This window comes from Vogesella sp., assembly GCF_046297735.1.
GTDB classification, from domain to species: Bacteria; Pseudomonadota; Gammaproteobacteria; order Burkholderiales; family Chromobacteriaceae; genus Vogesella; species Vogesella urethralis.
In genome coordinates, this window is sequence record NZ_JBKBHK010000008.1 from 106,034 (window position 1) to 123,033 (window position 17,000).

Sequence of the window (17,000 nt, forward strand, 5' to 3'; positions counted from 1 at the left end):
GCGTTTTTTGCGCCAAATCAACTACCGTGCACGCAATAATTTATTAGCATCGGCAATGAACTTGGCGAGGTTTGATCTGTCACGCTGCAAAGCACCCCAAATGCCGAACCGTACTGTTGCCCACAGCGTGCATGCTATTACCGCATTGCAACAAAATACTGGCATCGATACCAACAATAAGGCAGGCATGAAAAAGCCGCCCGCAGGCAGCATTCTCCCTCCCGCCCCACGCCGCTAACCGCACGCCCCCACGTGGCCGCAGGCGGTGCAGAACTCGCAGCCGTCTTTCTTGATCAAGGCGCGGTTGCCGCACTCCGGGCAGGCTTTGCCGGCCATGGTGGCGGGGGCCGGCGTTACCACGCTGCTGCCGAACAGCTCGCCCTGCTCCGGCACCATCACCCCCATCTCCTCCACCGGCACACCTTCCTCGCTGAGGATGCCCAGCATCGCGTAACGGTGGATCAACAGCCGCGCCAGGTACGCCTCGGTAGACGGCCAGCTTTGCGACTTGTCGCTGCCGGGCACGCGGGCAAAAAAGTCGGCTTGCGGCTCGGCGTAGCTCAAGAGCTTGCGCAACTTCATGCCTATCCACGCCGGGTCGATCACGCGCATGTCCAGGCTCAGCATCTTGCACAGGCCGTCCAGCTCGCGCGGGTAGTGGCCGGCCAGCCACATCGAGTACGGCCGGCGCTGGCCGTTGGGCAACACCAGCTCTTTGACGAACAGCACGAAGTCGTCGCCGGTTTGCGGGTTCACCACGTCCACCGACCAGCTGATGGTGCCGTCGGTGCCGGATTTCGGCTCCTTGCGCGCAAACAGCGCGTCCATCACCGGGCTGGCCTCGCCGGCGGCTTGCGCCAGCGCGCCCAGCTGCGCCACGCGGTACTTCACCACCCGCGCCAGCGCGGCGGCAGCGGCGCTGCTTTGCAAGGCGCCATCCGCCAGTTCCAGCCGATAATGGCGGTCGCCGCGGGTGGCGGCCAGCGCGTCCAGTTTGGCCGCCAGCCAGGCGCGGTCGCGGCAACGCATGTCCATCGATAGCGTCTTGGCGATGGCGCCCAGGCCACGCGGCACGTCGCCGTTGACCCAGCATTCGAACGGCAGCGCCGCCTCGCCAGGCTGGCTGCCATCAAGGTGCCCCACCATCACGGCAAAGTCGCCCTCAGCGCCTTCTACCATATAGGTCCACGACGGGTTGCCGTGCTTCAGCTTGGGCCGGTGCGGCCACTTCAGGCTGGCCAGCGCCGGGCTGGGGGCGCTGTTCAGCGTGATGCGGCGGTCGGGGTCGCTCTGGTTCAGGTCTTGCGGCAACGTCTGGCTGCCAGAGTTGGCTGCAGAGGGCTCCAGCGACAGTACCGAGCCCAGCACGCTGTTGGGGCGATAGGTGGTAATGCCCTTCAGGCCGGCGCGCCAGGCTTCCAGGTACAGGCTTTCAAAATCGTCAAACGGGTAGTCGGCCGGCACGTTCACCGTCTTGGAGATGGCGGTATCGATGAACGGCGCCACCGCCGCCACCATGCGCATGTGGTCCAGCGCGCTCATCTGCAGGGCGCTGACGAAGTAATCGGGCAGCGCGTCGGTGTCGCCGCCCTGCATGCGGTACACGCGGTAGGCGTGGTCTTCTACCAGGTATTCCTGCTGGCTGCCGTCGGCCATGCGCTTTTTGCGGCTATAGAACCAGCTGAACGGCGGCTCGATGCCGTTGGACGCGTTGTCGGCAAAGGCCAGCGAGATGGTGCCGGTGGGCGCAATCGATAGCAGGTGCGAGTTGCGGATGCCGTGCTGGCGGATGCGCGCCTGCAGCGCCGCCGGCAGCCGGCTGGCGCAGTGCGGTGCCGCCAGGTAGCGCTCGGCGTCAAACAGCGGAAACGGCCCTTTTTCGATGGCCAGATCCACCGATGCCTCGTACGCCGCGTCACGCAGGCTTTCAGCAATGCTGGCGGCCAACCTTCTGCCTTCCTCACTGTCGTAGCGCACGCGCAGCATGATCAGCGCGTCACCCAGGCCGGTAAAGCCCAGCCCGACACGGCGCTTGTTGTGCGCCTCCTGCGCCTGCTCCGGCAGCGGCCATACGGTGAGGTCCAGCACGTTGTCCAGCATGCGGATGGCGGTGCGCACCACCTGGCGGAAGCCAGCGTCGTCAAAGCTGGCGTGTGCGCTGAACGGCTGGCGCACAAAGCGGCACAGGTTGATCGAGCCCAGGTCGCAGCAGCCGTAATCGGGCAGCGGCTGCTCGCCGCACGGGTTGGTGGACTCGATCACCTCGCAGTACGACAGGTTGTTGTCGGCGTTGATCTTGCTCATGAACAGCACGCCGGGCTCGGCGTGGTCGTAGGTGCTGTGCATGATCTGCTGCCACAGCGCGCGGGCGCGCACGGTGCGGTACACCCACAGGCCATCGTCGCGCTGGTAGCTGTCGGGGAAGGCGCTGCTGTCGGGCGCCACGCTGTGGGTGAGCGGCCAGTCGGCGTCGGCCTCCACCGCCTGCATGAAGGCGTCGGACACGCCCACCGACATGTTGAAATTGCGCAGGTCGCCCTGGTCTTTGGCGTGGATGAAGTCTTCGATGTCGGGGTGGCTGATGTCCAGCACCCCCATTTGCGCGCCACGGCGGGCACCGGCCGACTCCACCGTTTCGCAGCTGCGGTCGAACACGCGCATATACGATACCGGGCCGGAGGCACGGCTGTTGGTGCCTTTCACCCGCGCCCCGCGCGGGCGGATGCGGCTGAAGTTGTAGCCGACGCCACCGCCACGGCGCATGGTTTCAGCCGACTGCAGCAGCGCCTCGTAAATGCCCACCTTGCCGTTGTCGCGCTGCGATACCGCGTCACCTACCGGCTGCACGAAGCAGTTGATCAGCGTGGCTTTCAGGTCGGTGCCCGCCGCCGAGTTGATGCGCCCGCCGGGGATGAAGCCCTGGTCCAGCGCGTCAAAAAAAGCCTGTTCGAACTGCGCCGGCACCGCCTCTTGCGCGGCCAGCGCCCGTGCCACGCGCCAGCGTACCTCGCTGACGCTCTGCTCGCCGCCCTTGGCATACTTTTCCAGCAGCACTTCGCGCGAAATGTCTTGTTCCACCCATGCCATTGCCTGCTCCCCGCTCATCGCCTCAACACCATATGTAGCACTCAATGGCATTGATTACACAATTTTTTGTGTCAAACGGGGTTGATGGGTATCAACAGTCCAGCTGCCGGCATGCCCGGCCAACTATATGGCAGCCCTTATACCCGGAAACGCTGAACCGCCTGCCTGAGGCTTTCGGCCTGCTGGTGAATGGCTGCCACTTGCTCAACAGCTTGTTGTGCCGACGACAGCGCGTCTTCCACCACGCCGGCCACTTGCTCCACACTGCCGGCGATGCTGGTGCCGGCCTTGCTTTGCTCGGCCATGGCCTGCGCTACCGAGCGGATGCGCGACAGCGAATCCTGGGCGCGGTGGTTGATGGTCTGCAGTGCCGACGACGCTTCCTGCACCCGTGCCACGCCCTGCTCTACCACCGGGGCAATGCTCTGCACCTGGCCAGACACGGTGCCGGTATCGGCCACCACCGCCTGCACAATGGTGCCGATCTCGTCGGTAGCCAGCGCGGTGCGTTCGGCCAGCTTGCGTACTTCGTCGGCCACCACGGCAAAACCGCGGCCGGTTTCGCCAGCACGGGCGGCTTCGATGGCGGCGTTCAGTGCCAGCAAGTTGGTCTGGTTGGCAATCTCGCGGATGGTTTCGGCAATGCCGCTGATGTTGCGGGTTCGCTCCGACAGCGACTGTACCTGGGTATTGACTTCGCCTACCTGGCTGGCAATCAGTTCGATATGGCGGCTGGCTTCGGCGGTTAGCGTGCTGCCACTGGCGGCCTCTTCCACCGTGTGCACGGCGTCGTTTTCGTTGTCGCGGGCGCTGGCGGTCACGTGGTCGATACTGACCGACAGCTGCTCGATGGCCGCCGCTGCCGACGAGGTAGATTCACTGGCATTGTGCGACACGCTTTGCAGGTGGCCCATGTGCTGCTTGAGCTGGTTGCCGGCGTCGGCAATGTCGTGGCTGCCCTGACGGATCTCGCCGATGATCTGCACCAGCTTGTGCTGCATGGTACGCATGCTGCCCAGCAGGCTGTGCTCGGGGCCGTTGACGTCAATCTGCTCGGTGAGGTCGCCCTCGGCGATGCGGCGCACCACCCCGGCAGCGTAGGCCGGGTCGCCACCCAACGAACGCAGGATGCTGCGCGACAGCAACCAGGCAAGCCCCCCTACCGCCAGGACACCCAACACCACAAAGGCCAGCATCAGACGCGCGGCGTGCCAGAACGCCTCGTCGATATCGTCAACAAAAAAGCCGGTGCCAATCACCCAGCCCCAGGGCTGGGCACGCACCACACCGTTCAGTTTGGGGATATCGACATCGCTGCCGGGCCGCGCCGCTACCACGTACACCAGCCCGTACTGCGCTTTGCTCAGCGCCTCGGCATAAACCTCTACCGAAGTACGGCCATCCGGTCCTTTGCCGCCGTCATCCACTTTGCCGATACGCGAGGTCTTGGGGTGATACAACATGACGTTACCGGGGTCACGCACAAAGTAGTAAACGTCATCGGTCGCCACATGGGCCAGCGCCTTCAGCGCCTGCTGCTTGGCCTCCGCTTCCGGCAGCTTGCCCTCCGCCACCAGCTTGGCGTGGCGGGCTACGATATTCTCGGCGATCTGCAGCAGTTGAGTGATCTGTAGCTCCTTCTCCCGCAACAGATCCTGTTTCTTGAAATACAGCGACATGCCACCCAGCAGCAGCAAACCAAACAGGCTGACGGCGGTGAGGATGGCAAGACGGGTTGATAGTTTCATGCGAATCTCCGTTTCTTATCGTTATCAGTGGGGTAGATAAACCGCTACCCCCGTTGGCAGCAAAGGCAAGTCAGCCATCGCTCTTTTATTGCTATTGCTGTGGTATGAACCAGCCCAGTGCAATAGGCAAGCCAGCACGCACCATGATGGGCACTGTAGCTGTCAGCAGGCTTTCAATAGACAACGCGGGCAGCTGACCGAAAGTGCAGCTGCCCGCGTTGTCTGTGCCGCAGTGTGACGTGGTTTTATTGCAATTTCAGCAGCAGCGGCACGCCGTCGGCGCTGGCGCGGCCCGCCTGCGGCGGCAAGAGCGTGATGCGCTCGGCCAGCGCCGGCTGTGCGGCCAACAAGAGCTGACGGGCGGCGCGGGCGCGGGCGTCGGCCAGCGCTTGCAGCGCCTTGTCGTCTACCTTGCGGGCGGCCAGCAGTTCTGTGCGCATGGCCTGCGCCCGCGCCGGGGTGTCGGCGGTGGTGGCCACATGCTTGAGCCAGGCTATACGACCGAACTGCACACTGTAGGCGTCGCCGACCGCACTGCGCACCGCCGGGTCACCCAGGTCGGGCACCGGTAGCGGCTCGTCGGCGTGCAGCTTGTACGCGGCACGCTGCAGGATGTCGCGGTCCACCTGCTGCCGTACCAGCGCAGCCACGTCGGCGTCGGCATCGTAGCCGCCGCCCAGCGCCAGGCTCAGCTTGGGCCGCTTGGCCAGTACCTCGGCCAGCTTGTGCAGTTTTTCGCGCTCTGGCGGCGGGATGCGGTCGTCGCCGGCGTCGGCATAGATCTCGTCAAAGCCTTCGCCGCCAAACAGCGCCCGCAGCGGCGCTGTGGCCACCTTCACCAGCACATTGCGCAGCGCCTGCCATACAAGGTGGCCGTAGCTGAAGTCCGGCGCGTCCAGGCTGCCGGCCACCGGCAGCGACAGGTCGATGCGGCCGTCGCTGTCTTCCAGAATGGCCACGGCCAGCCGCAATGGCAGACGCGTGCCCTGATAGTCGGCCACTTCCTCGCCCAGCTGGATGTTGTCCACCACCATGCGGTTGTCGCCCTTCAACTGGCGGTCTTGCAGCAGGTAGCGCAGCTCGGTGCCCAGACGGCCGTCGGTAATCTTCCAGCCGGCAAAGGTCATCGCGTACGGGTTGAGGCTGCCCAGCGGGATGTTGCGGAAATTCAGCGCCATGTCCAGATCGCGGGTGACGTCCAGCGGCGACAGGCTGCCGCGGATGCGCACGTCGCCGTATTGGTCGACGCGGCCATCCAACGCTACCGTGCCACGACGGCCCGGCTGGCTGGACAAGCCCAGCACCGTGCCGGACAGGCTATGGATACGGGTACCGAACGCCGGGTTCAGGCCGCGATCGGCAAAATCCAGCCGCGCGTCACGCACCCGCACCGCCCGCACGTCCACCACCGGTACCGCTGCCGGTTTGGCGGCAGGGTTGGCCGCAACCGGTGCGGCGGCGGTGGCAGGCTTCGGTTTCAGCACGTGGGTAAAGTTGGGTACCCGCTGTTCGTCCAGGATAAAGCGCAGCTGCGGTGCCACCAGCCGCACGTCGCCCACGCTGATGCGCTGCGGCCGCGCGCGGATACCGTCCAGCTGCAGGCGCTGCCAGCCCAGCAGCGGCTCGCGCTGGCCGGGCTCGTACAAGGCCAGGCGGGCCAGCGCCAGCTGGCCGTCAGCCTGCCAACGCTGCGCTCGCCAGCTGCCTTTCACTTTTGCCGACAGCTCGCCGCCGCCAAAGCGCAGCGTGGTGGCGTCCAGCGCGTACGGTGCCACGCCTTGTAGCGGCAGGTTGCGGGCGTCCAGCGTGGCGGTGACGTCTTGCAGGTTGGCCGCCAGCCGCGCCTGCAGCGCCAGTTGGCCGCGGCCCAGCCGCGACTGCCAGTCCAGCGCAAAACCCTGCTGCGGGTTGCCTTGCAGCGTGGCCTGGTCGATTGCCAGTTGCAGCGCCACCGGCTGCGCGGTGGTGGCGTCGCGCCAGCGCAGCTGGCTGTCACTCAGCGTCAGTTGCGGGTACTGCAGTTGCCAGGCCGGTGCCGGCGCACTATCCGCGCTGCCGGTTACGGCCACGGCTGCCGGCTGCGGGTGGCGACGTAGCAGGCGTTGCCAGTCCAGCTCGCCCTGCTTGTTACGCGCGGCGGCCAGCTGCAAGCCGCGCAGCTGGATGTCGCCGACGACCAACTGGCGCCGGGCCACATCGGCACTGCTGGCGGCCACGTCCAGCGCTGCCAGGCGGGCCTGGGCCGGTTGGCGGCCGCTGGCCAGCGCCAGATCGCGCAGCGCCAGCGTGGCTTTATCCAGTTTGACGCCGCCAGCGGCGTCGATAGCCAGCGATGCCTGCAAGCGTTGCAACGTCAGGCTGGCGCTAAGCGGGCTGACAAAGCGTTGGTCGGTAGCTTTCAATTGCCAGTTCTGCAGGGTGATGGCCGGCAGCTGCAGCTGCCAGCCGGGGCCGGCGGCAGGCTTGACGGCCGGCTTGGCAGCAGCGCTGGCCGGGGCGGCGGGCGGCAAGGCGGCCAGCCAATCGGCGCGACCGTGGCGGTCCAGCACCGTGGCCAGCTCGGCACCGCTGAGCGTCAGCTGGCGAAGGGCCAGCCGGCGCGAAGCCAGGTCGAACTGGCCGCCGTCCAGCGTCAGGCTGGCCAGTTTCAGCGGGCTGCCGCTACCCGGCGCCTGTAGCGCCAGCCCTTGCAGCTTTGCCGCAAAACCGTGGCTGGCCAGTTGCAGCGTCTTGCCCTTGAGGTCAAAGCGGTACGGCACGCGCAGGCCCAGCCTGCCGGCCGGCGCGGCCAACTTCAGGTGCGGCTGCACATACGGCCACAGGCCGGCCAGCGTCAGGTCGCGCACGGTCAGCACGCCGTCGGACTGCAGCGGTTGCAGTTGCAGGCTGCCCTGCCAGTCCAGCTGCGTGCCGTCGTCCAGCGCGGCCGCCAGCCGGTAACGGCCGTCGCTGCCGGGCAAGGTGGACAGGTCTTTCAGCTGCAGATCCAGCGGCAGTACCTGGCGGTGCAGGCCGCCGGCCAGCGCGTCCTGCAACTGCACCTGGCCACGCAGGATGGCCAGGCGGGCGATCAGCAGCTTCACTGGCTCGCTGTCTTTGGGCTCGGCCTTGGCCGGGCCGGCAGCGTCGGCGGAAAAGCGCGCCCAGTTCCACAGCCCGGCTGCATCGCGACGGGCCAGCAGCTGCGGCGCCTCCAGTGTCAGTTCGGCCAGCGACACCCGCCCCAGCAACAGCGGCAGCGCATCGGCGTCTACCACCAGCCGTTTGGCGGCCAGCAAGACGCTGCCGTCGCGGTCGGCCAGGCGGATGTCGCGCAGTGTCAGCCGCAGCGCCCACGGCTCGAAGCGCACCTCGCCCAGCGTAAGCTGGCGGCCGATACCCTGCGCCCACTGGGCAGCGTAGTGCTGCACCAGTTTAGGGACGGCGGCCCAGCTGGCCACAGCCAGCACGGCAACGCTGGCGGTGCTCCACAGCAGGCGGCGCGGCCAGGGCGAGGAAGGGGCAGAGGTGGGCGGCGTGGTTTCGGTCATCGGGTAGCAGGCAGAAAAAAAGCGGATGGGGCGTCATAAGGCATGGCCCCGATCTTGCTGAAAGGGCAATGCGTACAAGCGTTTGCCTCATTCTATAACTTTTCCCGGCTGGAATTGTGTCGGAAGCGTAAGCCCAAACCATAAAGGCTTGCCTCGACGCGGTCCGTCCCCTTGCAGGAGCCCGCCCATGAATGATGCCCAAACCATCCAGCGCTGGCTGGACGAACACCACATCACCGAAGTGGAATGCCTGATACCGGACATGACCGGCCTGGCGCGCGGCAAGATCGTGCCACGCCACAAGTACAACGCCGCCGAAGGCCTGCGCCTGCCGGAGGCGGTACTGATGATGACGGTCACCGGTGACTACCCGGAGCAGGACTTTACCGCCCCCGCCGACCCCGACATGCGGCTGATCCCCGACGCCAGCACGCTGCGCCCGGTGCCGTGGGCCAAGGAACCCACCGCCCAGATCATCCACGACTGCGTCAATTTCGACGGCACGCCGGCAGCGCTGTCGCCGCGGAACGTGCTCAAACGCATTCTCAAGCTGTACGAACAACAAGGCTGGAAGCCGATTGTGGCGCCGGAAATGGAGTTTTACCTGGTGCAGCTGGAGCCGGACGAGGACATGCCGCTCAAGCCGCCGGTGGGCCGCACGCGCCGCACCGAAGCCGGCATGCAGAGCTTCAGCATCGACGCGGTGAACGAATACGACGACATCTTCGACGTGATGTACGACTGGTGCCAGGCGCAGGGGCTGGCGCTGGACACGCTGATCCACGAGATGGGCACCGCGCAGATGGAAATCAACCTGGACCACGGCGACCCGCTGGCGCTGGCCGACCAGGTGTTCCTGTTCAAGCGCACCGTACGCGAGGTGGCCATCCGCAACAATATGTACGCCACCTTCATGGCCAAGCCGATGCAGGGCCAGCCCGGCAGCGCCATGCACATCCACCAGAGCGTGGTAGCGCTGGACGGCGGCCACAATATCTTCAGCCAGCCCGACGGCAACCCGTCGCCGGCGTTTTTCCACTTCATCGGCGGGCTGCAAACCTATCTGCCGGCGGCCATGCCGTTCTTCGCCCCCTACGTCAACAGCTACCGCCGGCTGTCGCGCTTTACCTCGGCGCCGATCAACCTGAGCTGGGGCTACGACAACCGCACCTGCAGCCTGCGCGTGCCGCACAGCGGCCCGGAAGCACGGCGCGTGGAAAACCGCCTGGCCGGCGTGGACGTCAACCCCTACCTGGCACTGGCCGCCAGCCTGGCCTGCGGCTATCTGGGCATGACGCAAGGTCTGCAGCCGGACGCGCCGCTGGCCGGCAGCGCCTACGACCAGCCGCACCAGCTGCCGCGTCACCTCGACGACGCCATCGACCTGCTGATGAACTGCCAGCCGCTGGCCGAGCTGTTCGGCGAGCATTTCATCCAGGCTTACAGCGCCATCAAGGAAGCCGAGTACGGCGAGTACTTCAACGTGATCAGCCCGTGGGAGCGGCGCTTTTTGCTGCTGCACGTGTAGCACGGGCAACGACCCTGCGGCCAACCTTGCTGCAAGGTTGGCCGCAGGGCTTGACCTATCACGCGTCAGGCCGGGCACTGCAAGCTGGCAGTGGTCTGTCCGGACAAGTCCAACACGGCCGGCGTCAGTATGTCGCCTTGTACATTCACCGTCTGCAGCGGGTAGTACTGCAAGTGCTGCTGGCCGCCCACCATCTCTTCGGACTGCAGCAGGAACAGTAACTGGCTACCCGTGGCCTTGGGCAACAGGATGTTGCCGTTGACGATCTGGGCTTCCTCGCTGCTGTGCACCAGCGTGGCACAATCTGGCGTACTACCCGCAGGCAGGCGGAATACGCTCACCAGGTTGCCGCCACGATACGCCAAGGGCAGCGTGGTATCTGCCACAAAGCCGCGCAGCGTACCCGCCAGTTGCTGGCGATAGACGGCATACGCCACGCCGCCGAACAGCTCGCTGGCAACCGCATGGCGGAAGGTGTCCGGCTGCTCGGCCAGCGGCTTGCCTGACACTGCCTGCAGCACCTTGCGCACCTTCTGCTCGAAGTTAACCGGCCCGCCATTGGCATGCTGCAGCTGCCTCATGATCATGCGGTACATCGGGTAGTACCCCATGTCGCTACCCAAGCGGCCATTGACCATGCCCTGGGTGCTGACGTCCATCGGGTGCAGCGGGTGGCCTTGGGTGTCAGCAAACCAGTTGTCACTGTCCAGCAGCCAGCCGTCCTGGCCAGCAAAGTGCAGCGCTAGCCCTTCGTTAAACCAGGTCTCCACCATGCGCGGACCGCCAGCGTAGAGCGCCGACGTATTACCAGTGGCAGCGTTTACAACGGCATGGATGATCTCGTGCTGCAGCGTACGGCGCCATTCGGCGGGGCCGTCGCTACCGACACCGCTGACGTACACATAGTGACCGGCCCATGCCAGGCCATTGCCGCTGGTACCTGCCTGCTTGCTGCTGTCCACACATACCTGCATGCGCGGCTGGCTGGCCGCCTCCAACCCGAAACGCGCCAGCTCTTTGGCACGGTAGGCTGCTGCCAGCATGGCCGTTTCGCGCAGCAGTGCTTCACTACTGGCCTGGCCGTAAACATCCACATCACCGGCACGGTATACCTTGCTGCTGAGAGCACCCTTGCAATAGGTGGCAAAACTGACATCAGGCTGAAACAAGGCCGGTGCATCAGCCAGATTGAGTGTGGTAAGCGGTGCCTGCAGCAGCTGACCCGCGCTGCTGATGCCCTGAGTATTCACCGCCAGCGTGGTGTAAGGGTGCGCGTCCAGCACCGCGTCCCAGCCGGTGCCATCGGCACGAAAAGCCAGGTCGGTGCGCAGCGTGCTGCTGTTACTGCCTACACCGGCAGCCAGCCCCAACAAACGCATGTCTTCATCAAAGCTGGCCGCAGTCAGCACGGCCAAGCTCACCTGCCCTGCGGATAGCGGGATACCCAACGGCTGGGTCTGTACCGCACTGCGGCAAGCGTCGCTACCACACTGTTGCTGCAACAGCTGTCGCAGCTGGGCGCTGGTGAGCTGGTTGGCGTTGACATGGCTATCACCGGCAAACACAGGTGCATACACGCGGATATCATTACTGACGGCCTCCAGCAGCATCGGCGGCTGCAAGCCCTGACGGTCCAGACTGAAGTGACCGTCGGCATCGGTACCGCCACTGCGCTCCACCCCGACCGCGTCACGCAGCGTAACGCGGGCGCCGGCCAGCGGTTTGCCAATGGCTACCACGCCAGTCAGCCACTGCGGCGCTACCGTGCTGCCCCCCCCTTCCGCTGTGGCTGCAGCCCCCGAGCCGCCGCCGGAGCAGGCCGCCAATATAGTGGCCAGACACAACGACAATGCCCATCTTACGCTATGAAACGTCTTCATCAGGCCGCTCCTCAATGCTGGCCGTATTGGTAAATGCAGCCGCAACGGTGACACAACCAGCTGGCCTGCCACTGTCGATAAAGAGGTGGAAACACGTCGCGGTTGTAGGTAGCAGCCCGTTGCAGCAGCTGGAAACCACCGGCCAGCGCTACGCCCCCCAGCAGCAACAGCCAGCCGCTGTTACCGACGCCCATCCAGCCAAGCAAGATGCCCAGCAGCAGCAGACACACGCCTCCCACCTTCGACTTGCGTTGCGGCGGGGCTGCGCGGCTGGCCAGCTTGGTTTGCTGGATACCGCTGGTGGTCGTGGTAGCCGTGCCCGCACCAAAGTTGCCGTTACCCGCCGCGCCTACCGAGGTGCTCTGGGTGCGGATGGTGGTGGTGCCCTGTTCGTAGATCACTTCCAGACGCTGGGTCTGTTCCGACCCGCATTGTGTGCACTGCATGTTTGTCTCCCTGGGTTTATCAATCTTTGCGGTAGCAGCCGTCGGTACCGATCTGGCTCAACACGCAAGGCGGCATCGGGGTGGGTAATACGTACGCAGGCTGCTGCCATTGCTGGCGGTCCGGGATGGACACCACCCAGAAACGGTGTTCGTCCGGGTGCTTCTCGATATCCAGCCCCACGCTGGACATAAATGCATTGAGCAGCTGCATGATCAGCATGTCGTCGATCACCACCACGTTTTTGCCTTGCGGGTAGTTGTGCTGCGGAGGCGTGGGGCCGTTGGTACGCTGCAGGCCACTGTGGCGCAGGTCCAGCGTGCTCATCGTGCGCCAGCGCATGTACTGGTAATTGGCGCGGATCGCCTTGCCGTCCTGAGCGTCGCTAAAGCAATACACCAGGTCGGGGTAGCGCTTGCTGCGCTTATCGTCCTGCCACAGCACGGCATCCATACGCATGCAGTAGTGCGGCGATACCGTAACTTGCCCGCGCACGTACCAGTAATAGGCCTCTTGCGGTAGCGCCTTGATGGTAATCGCCAGCCGCGGCCACTGCGGCCGGCTGGCCATATCGGTGGCATCGAACACGCCACGCAAGCCGCTTTGCTGGAAAGTGGACACCGGGTACCGGCTGTCGCTACTGACTGCCGGTGCCCCCGGCAGCGTACCCACCGTGCCGGCCACCACCTTGCCGAGCGCCTCGCGCCAGGCGGTATCTACCTCCTGTAACAGCGGCTGCTGGCTGGCACAGCCACTCAGCAGGGCCACCATGCTCAGCAGCATCGTGCTGCGTCGGCTACTCATCGTGCACTTTCCACAAACGACGCTTGGTAGCTGGCCGCATCCAGCAGCCAGCCGTCGGCCTTGGCCGCACGCCAGCGCTGCAGAAAGGCGTGGTACTGCGCATGGCCATTCACCACGTGCTGTCGGCGCTGGTAGTCGCGCAAGAACGCCGCCTCGCTAGGCGGCTCTATGGCCGGGTTAGCTGCCAGACGGCGCGCAGCTGGCGGATCGGCCCAAGCTGCGGTGCTGGCCAGCGCCAGCAACAGGGTAAGGAGGTGGCAAGTTTTCATGTCAGGCTCCGCTTCATATCAAACGCATGAACATGACGAAAGTTTATGCAGCATGAAATAATGACGGTATCACTTACCGGTTGATCCCCATGCCCCGCCCTCACTCACGCTTTCGTCTGGCCGACTGGCTGATCCTGACCACTGTTACGCTGCTGGCCCTGCTGACGATACTGGTGCAAACGTGGTCGGAGTGGAACGCGGTGGTGATGGAAAGCAGCCGCCGCTTCCGCGACCACAAAGACCTGTTCTACCGCAGCTTCGAGCAGCAACTCACCCAGGCGCGTAGCGACGCCGGCCAGCTGCGCTGGGCGCTGGACGAGGCGGGCCGGCTGCAAACGGCACAATGGCAGGCTATTTGCCGCCAGCTCGACGACGGCCGCTGGCAACAGCTGACCCTGGTGCTGCCGCAAGGGCCGCAAGCGGGTCGCTATACCTGCGGCCAAGCTGCTAGGCCACTGGACGCCGCCAGCATCGCGCTGGCCGGTCAACTGCAAGCACACCACGCTCCGGTACTGGGCGACGACAGCAGCCGCAAAGCGGTAACGGGGCAGCCACCGGTGCTGTCGTGGCTGTACCCGCTGCACCACGATAGCCGCCTGGCCGGCTACATCCACGCCCGTTACCTGCTGCAAGCAGCGCTGGACGCCAGCGTCCGTGCCCAGCCGGACCACGCGGCCTACGCGCTTGACGAAGGCAACCCGCTGGATGACCCGGAAAACGGTAGCTACCCGCCAGCACCGATGCTGCAAAGCAAAGACTGGCAGCCGGGGCAATTTTTCTATGGCCGCCCGATCTACGATGACCCCACTATTCCGCAGTGGCTTACCCACTGGGACAACCTGGACTGGCAAACCCTCAGCGGCCAACCCTACCGGCTAACGCTGTTCGACCGCAGCCCGTTCCGTAAGTGGTACGAGTTCTACTGGGAAGACCAGCTCACCATCGCGCTGACATCCCTGTTGGCCCTGCTGATCATCGTCACTACGGTGGCAGTGCTGCGCACCCGCCAGCGCCTGCGCCGTGCTGCCGACAGCCGACGCCGCCGGCTGGCACGCCGTGCACGTGAGCTGAAGCAAGCCCAAGAAGAACAGCAGCTGCTGGAAGCCGCGCTGCTGGACACCAGCGAACGCGAAAGGCAGCGCCTGGGCAGCGAGCTGCACGACGGCGCCGGCCAGTCGCTGACCGCAGCGCGCCTGCTGGCAGACAGCCTGGCCAGCAGCTTGCAGCCGCTACCACCGGCACTGGGCGCGCTGCAAAGCTGCCTGCAGCAAGCGGTAAACGAAGTGCGGCTGGGCGCACGCGGCCTGACGCCGGCACCATTACTGGAAGAAGGGCTGGAGCCGGCACTGCAGGCGCTGGCTAGCCAGCACGACGGTAGCGGCGTCAGCGTGGCGCTACAGGTGCACGACACGCCGCCCCGGCTCGACCCCGAAGCGCGGCTGCACGTGTACCGCATCGCACAAGAGGCGCTCAGTAACGCCATCCGCCACGGCCGGGCCAGTCAGGTCATACTCGCGCTGGGCAATGCACCATTGCTGACAGTGCAGGACAACGGCTGCGGCTTCGATACGGCCACCGTCAGCCACGGCATCGGCCTGCGCTCGCAGCAACTGCGTGCCGGCCTGCTGGGCCGCAGCCTGCAGCTGCAGACCGACCCCGGAAGAGGCACCACCGTATGTCTGGCCTGACACTGCAACACGCGCTATTGGTGGACGACCACCCTATCGTGCGGCTGGGCTTGGCGGCGCTGCTGGGCAGCCATTGCCCCGGCATCAGCATTGCCGAGGCCGGTAGCGTCACCGAAGCGCGCGCCGCGCTGGCCGCCAGGGTGCCGCAACTGACACTGCTGGACATCAACCTTGGCCGCGGCAACGGCCTGCAGCTGTTGCCCGAGTTACTGACCGCCGGTAGCCGCGTGCTGGTGCTGTCGATCCGCGACGAGGCCAGCGTCATCGAACAGGCGCTGACAGCCGGCGCCCACGGCTACCTGATCAAGGACGCAGCCGGCAAAGAGCTGGCGCAGGCATTGGCCGCGCTGGCACAAGGCCAGCGCTACCTGCCGCCCAATGTGGCGGTACGGCTGGCTGGCCGTCAGGGGCAGCAAGCACCACAAGGCGTGGACAGCCTGAGCGCGCGCGAGCTGGAAGTGTTCTTGCTAGTGGCGCAAGGGCTGGGTAAGGGCGAGATGGCGGCACGGCTTGGCATCAGCGCCAATACGGTGGAAACCCACCGCCAGAAGCTGAAGCAGAAGCTGGGCGCCGACAGCCAGCACGCGCTACTCAAGCTGGCGCTGGCGCACACCGGCCGCGCACTGCCGGAGTAGCATCGCGCCAGTGCCCAGTCATGCGCCGGGTAGCGCCAGGCGGCGACGGGCGCTTGCCGCTTCATATTTTGACGCTATGGCACGGGCGCGCACCCCAGAAGGTAATCAGATCGGCAACGTGGGCCGGATTGGCTGCCAGCAGCACGCTGAGCTGCACAGGCGAAGGGGAAGGCCATCGTTTGCTACGCAAGGCCAGATAGCAACATTACAGCGCAGCGTCAGGCGAATGTCAGAACCGCTCGCGCCAGCGCAGAGCCCAGCGCACGGCCAGCAGGGTGACAGCCGCCACCAGTAACAACAATAGCCAGAAGCCGTGCGGGTTGGCCGCAAACGGAATACCGCCGACGTTCATACCAAAAAAGCCTGCGATCATATTGATGGGCAGTGCCAGTACGGTCACCAGCGTCAGGGTGAACAGCGTGCGACTGGTCTGTTCGTTCAGCATGGCGGCCAACTCTTCTTGCAGCAGTTTGATGCGTTCCACCAGCGATACCAGATCGCCCACTACGGCAGAAAAGGCTTCGGTCGCTTCACGCAGATCTTGCAAATCGCCGTCGCGCACCCATGGCGGCGGCTTGTTCAGCAAGCGGAACAAAGCGCCCGGTTCTGGCGCCAGCAGGCGCTGCAGTCGCACCAGCGTGCGGCGCATGGCGGCCAGCTCGGCGCGGCGGTCGCCTAAACGATGGGCCAGTAACTGGTCTTCCAGTTCATCCACATTCGCAGCGGTGTCACGCACGATACGCGCCAGGATATCAGCCTGATCCTGCAGCAAATGCACCAGCAGGCCCAGCGGCGAGGCAAACACTGCGCCACGCTTGACCGAAGCGCGCAGCTGGTCAATGGCACGCAAGGGCTTGAGACGGACGGTCACCAGTACCTGCGGCGTAGCACAGGCCCAAAGCGAGGCCACATCGTGAACGCCGCCATCAAACTCGAAGGTGACATCATTGATCACCGCCAACAGCGACTCGTCAACGTGCTCCAAGCGGGTAGCGCCACTGGCCAACCCCAGCTGCTCGTGAAATGCCGGCGACAGCGCGGGCAAGCAGGCGCGCAGCCAACGCTGACAGCCACTATGCGACAAATTGAGGTGCAGCCAGATAAAGTGGCCGGGTGGCAGGCCGGCAGCCAACTGCTGCTGTATACCGGCAACGTCCATAGCCATACCCGGCTGCTGCGGCGCAAAGCAGTAGCCGCAAATAAGGCCAACCTGTTCCGTGTCGAAACGTGTTGCTGCACTGAACTCACGCATACCGCAGGCCCTCACATGGCTGGCACCGCGACGGCCGCGGCTGGCTTTAGCCTATCAGCTGGCTGTGACAGCGCGGTGACGCCGCCCTTGCGCACGCCAAGCGCGCCGCCCGCTATACTGGCGCCCTGTCATCCC

Annotated in this window: 11 protein-coding genes; 3 read left to right on the forward strand and 8 right to left on the reverse strand. The window is 65.3% G+C overall.

Annotated elements, in window-relative coordinates:
* Positions 1-234 precede the first annotated feature (234 nt).
* The 3 genes from ACK4FZ_RS11645 to ACK4FZ_RS11655 form a co-directional block, all read right to left on the reverse strand.
* Complete coding sequence (locus ACK4FZ_RS11645; protein ID WP_409821068.1) at positions 235-3,087, reverse strand: adenosylcobalamin-dependent ribonucleoside-diphosphate reductase; 2,853 nt, start codon at positions 3,085-3,087, stop codon at positions 235-237.
* Between the two features lie 137 nt (positions 3,088-3,224).
* Positions 3,225-4,835: a methyl-accepting chemotaxis protein gene (locus ACK4FZ_RS11650; RefSeq protein ID WP_409821071.1), complete on the reverse strand. Its 1,611-nt coding sequence runs from the start codon at positions 4,833-4,835 to the stop codon at positions 3,225-3,227.
* Between the two features lie 245 nt (positions 4,836-5,080).
* Entirely contained in the window at positions 5,081-8,365 is a 3,285-nt protein-coding gene (locus ACK4FZ_RS11655) for a DUF748 domain-containing protein (RefSeq protein ID WP_409821073.1), read from the reverse strand.
* A 187-nt stretch (positions 8,366-8,552) separates the two neighbouring features.
* Between ACK4FZ_RS11655 and ACK4FZ_RS11660 the strand changes: the two genes are divergently transcribed.
* A complete protein-coding gene (locus ACK4FZ_RS11660) occupies positions 8,553-9,893 on the forward strand; it encodes a glutamine synthetase family protein (RefSeq protein ID WP_409821075.1) in 1,341 nt (446 codons plus the stop codon).
* A 65-nt stretch (positions 9,894-9,958) separates the two neighbouring features.
* On the opposite strand, the gene ACK4FZ_RS11665 is transcribed toward ACK4FZ_RS11660, so the two are convergent.
* From ACK4FZ_RS11665 to ACK4FZ_RS11680, 4 genes are read right to left on the reverse strand one after another with little or no spacing between them, the layout of a single operon-like run.
* Complete coding sequence (locus ACK4FZ_RS11665; RefSeq protein ID WP_409821078.1) at positions 9,959-11,773, reverse strand: hypothetical protein; 1,815 nt, start codon at positions 11,771-11,773, stop codon at positions 9,959-9,961.
* Between the two features lie 11 nt (positions 11,774-11,784).
* Complete coding sequence (locus tag ACK4FZ_RS11670; protein ID WP_409821080.1) at positions 11,785-12,219, reverse strand: hypothetical protein; 435 nt, start codon at positions 12,217-12,219, stop codon at positions 11,785-11,787.
* A 19-nt stretch (positions 12,220-12,238) separates the two neighbouring features.
* A complete protein-coding gene (locus tag ACK4FZ_RS11675; RefSeq protein ID WP_409821083.1) occupies positions 12,239-13,021 on the reverse strand; it encodes a hypothetical protein in 783 nt (260 codons plus the stop codon).
* Complete coding sequence (locus ACK4FZ_RS11680; RefSeq protein WP_409821086.1) at positions 13,018-13,290, reverse strand: hypothetical protein; 273 nt, start codon at positions 13,288-13,290, stop codon at positions 13,018-13,020. Before ACK4FZ_RS11680 ends, ACK4FZ_RS11675 begins: the two co-directional genes overlap by 4 nt.
* Positions 13,291-13,379: 89 nt before the next feature.
* On the opposite strand from ACK4FZ_RS11680, the gene ACK4FZ_RS11685 reads away from it, so the two are divergent.
* A complete protein-coding gene (locus ACK4FZ_RS11685; protein ID WP_409821088.1) occupies positions 13,380-14,978 on the forward strand; it encodes a sensor histidine kinase in 1,599 nt (532 codons plus the stop codon).
* Complete coding sequence (locus ACK4FZ_RS11690; protein ID WP_409821090.1) at positions 14,966-15,613, forward strand: response regulator; 648 nt, start codon at positions 14,966-14,968, stop codon at positions 15,611-15,613. Before ACK4FZ_RS11685 ends, ACK4FZ_RS11690 begins: the two co-directional genes overlap by 13 nt.
* A gap of 229 nt (positions 15,614-15,842) precedes the next feature.
* On the opposite strand, the gene ACK4FZ_RS11695 is transcribed toward ACK4FZ_RS11690, so the two are convergent.
* Positions 15,843-16,778, reverse strand: a complete 936-nt coding sequence (locus tag ACK4FZ_RS11695; RefSeq protein WP_409821093.1) for a transporter — start codon at positions 16,776-16,778, stop codon at positions 15,843-15,845.
* Between the last annotated feature and the right edge of the window lie 222 nt (positions 16,779-17,000).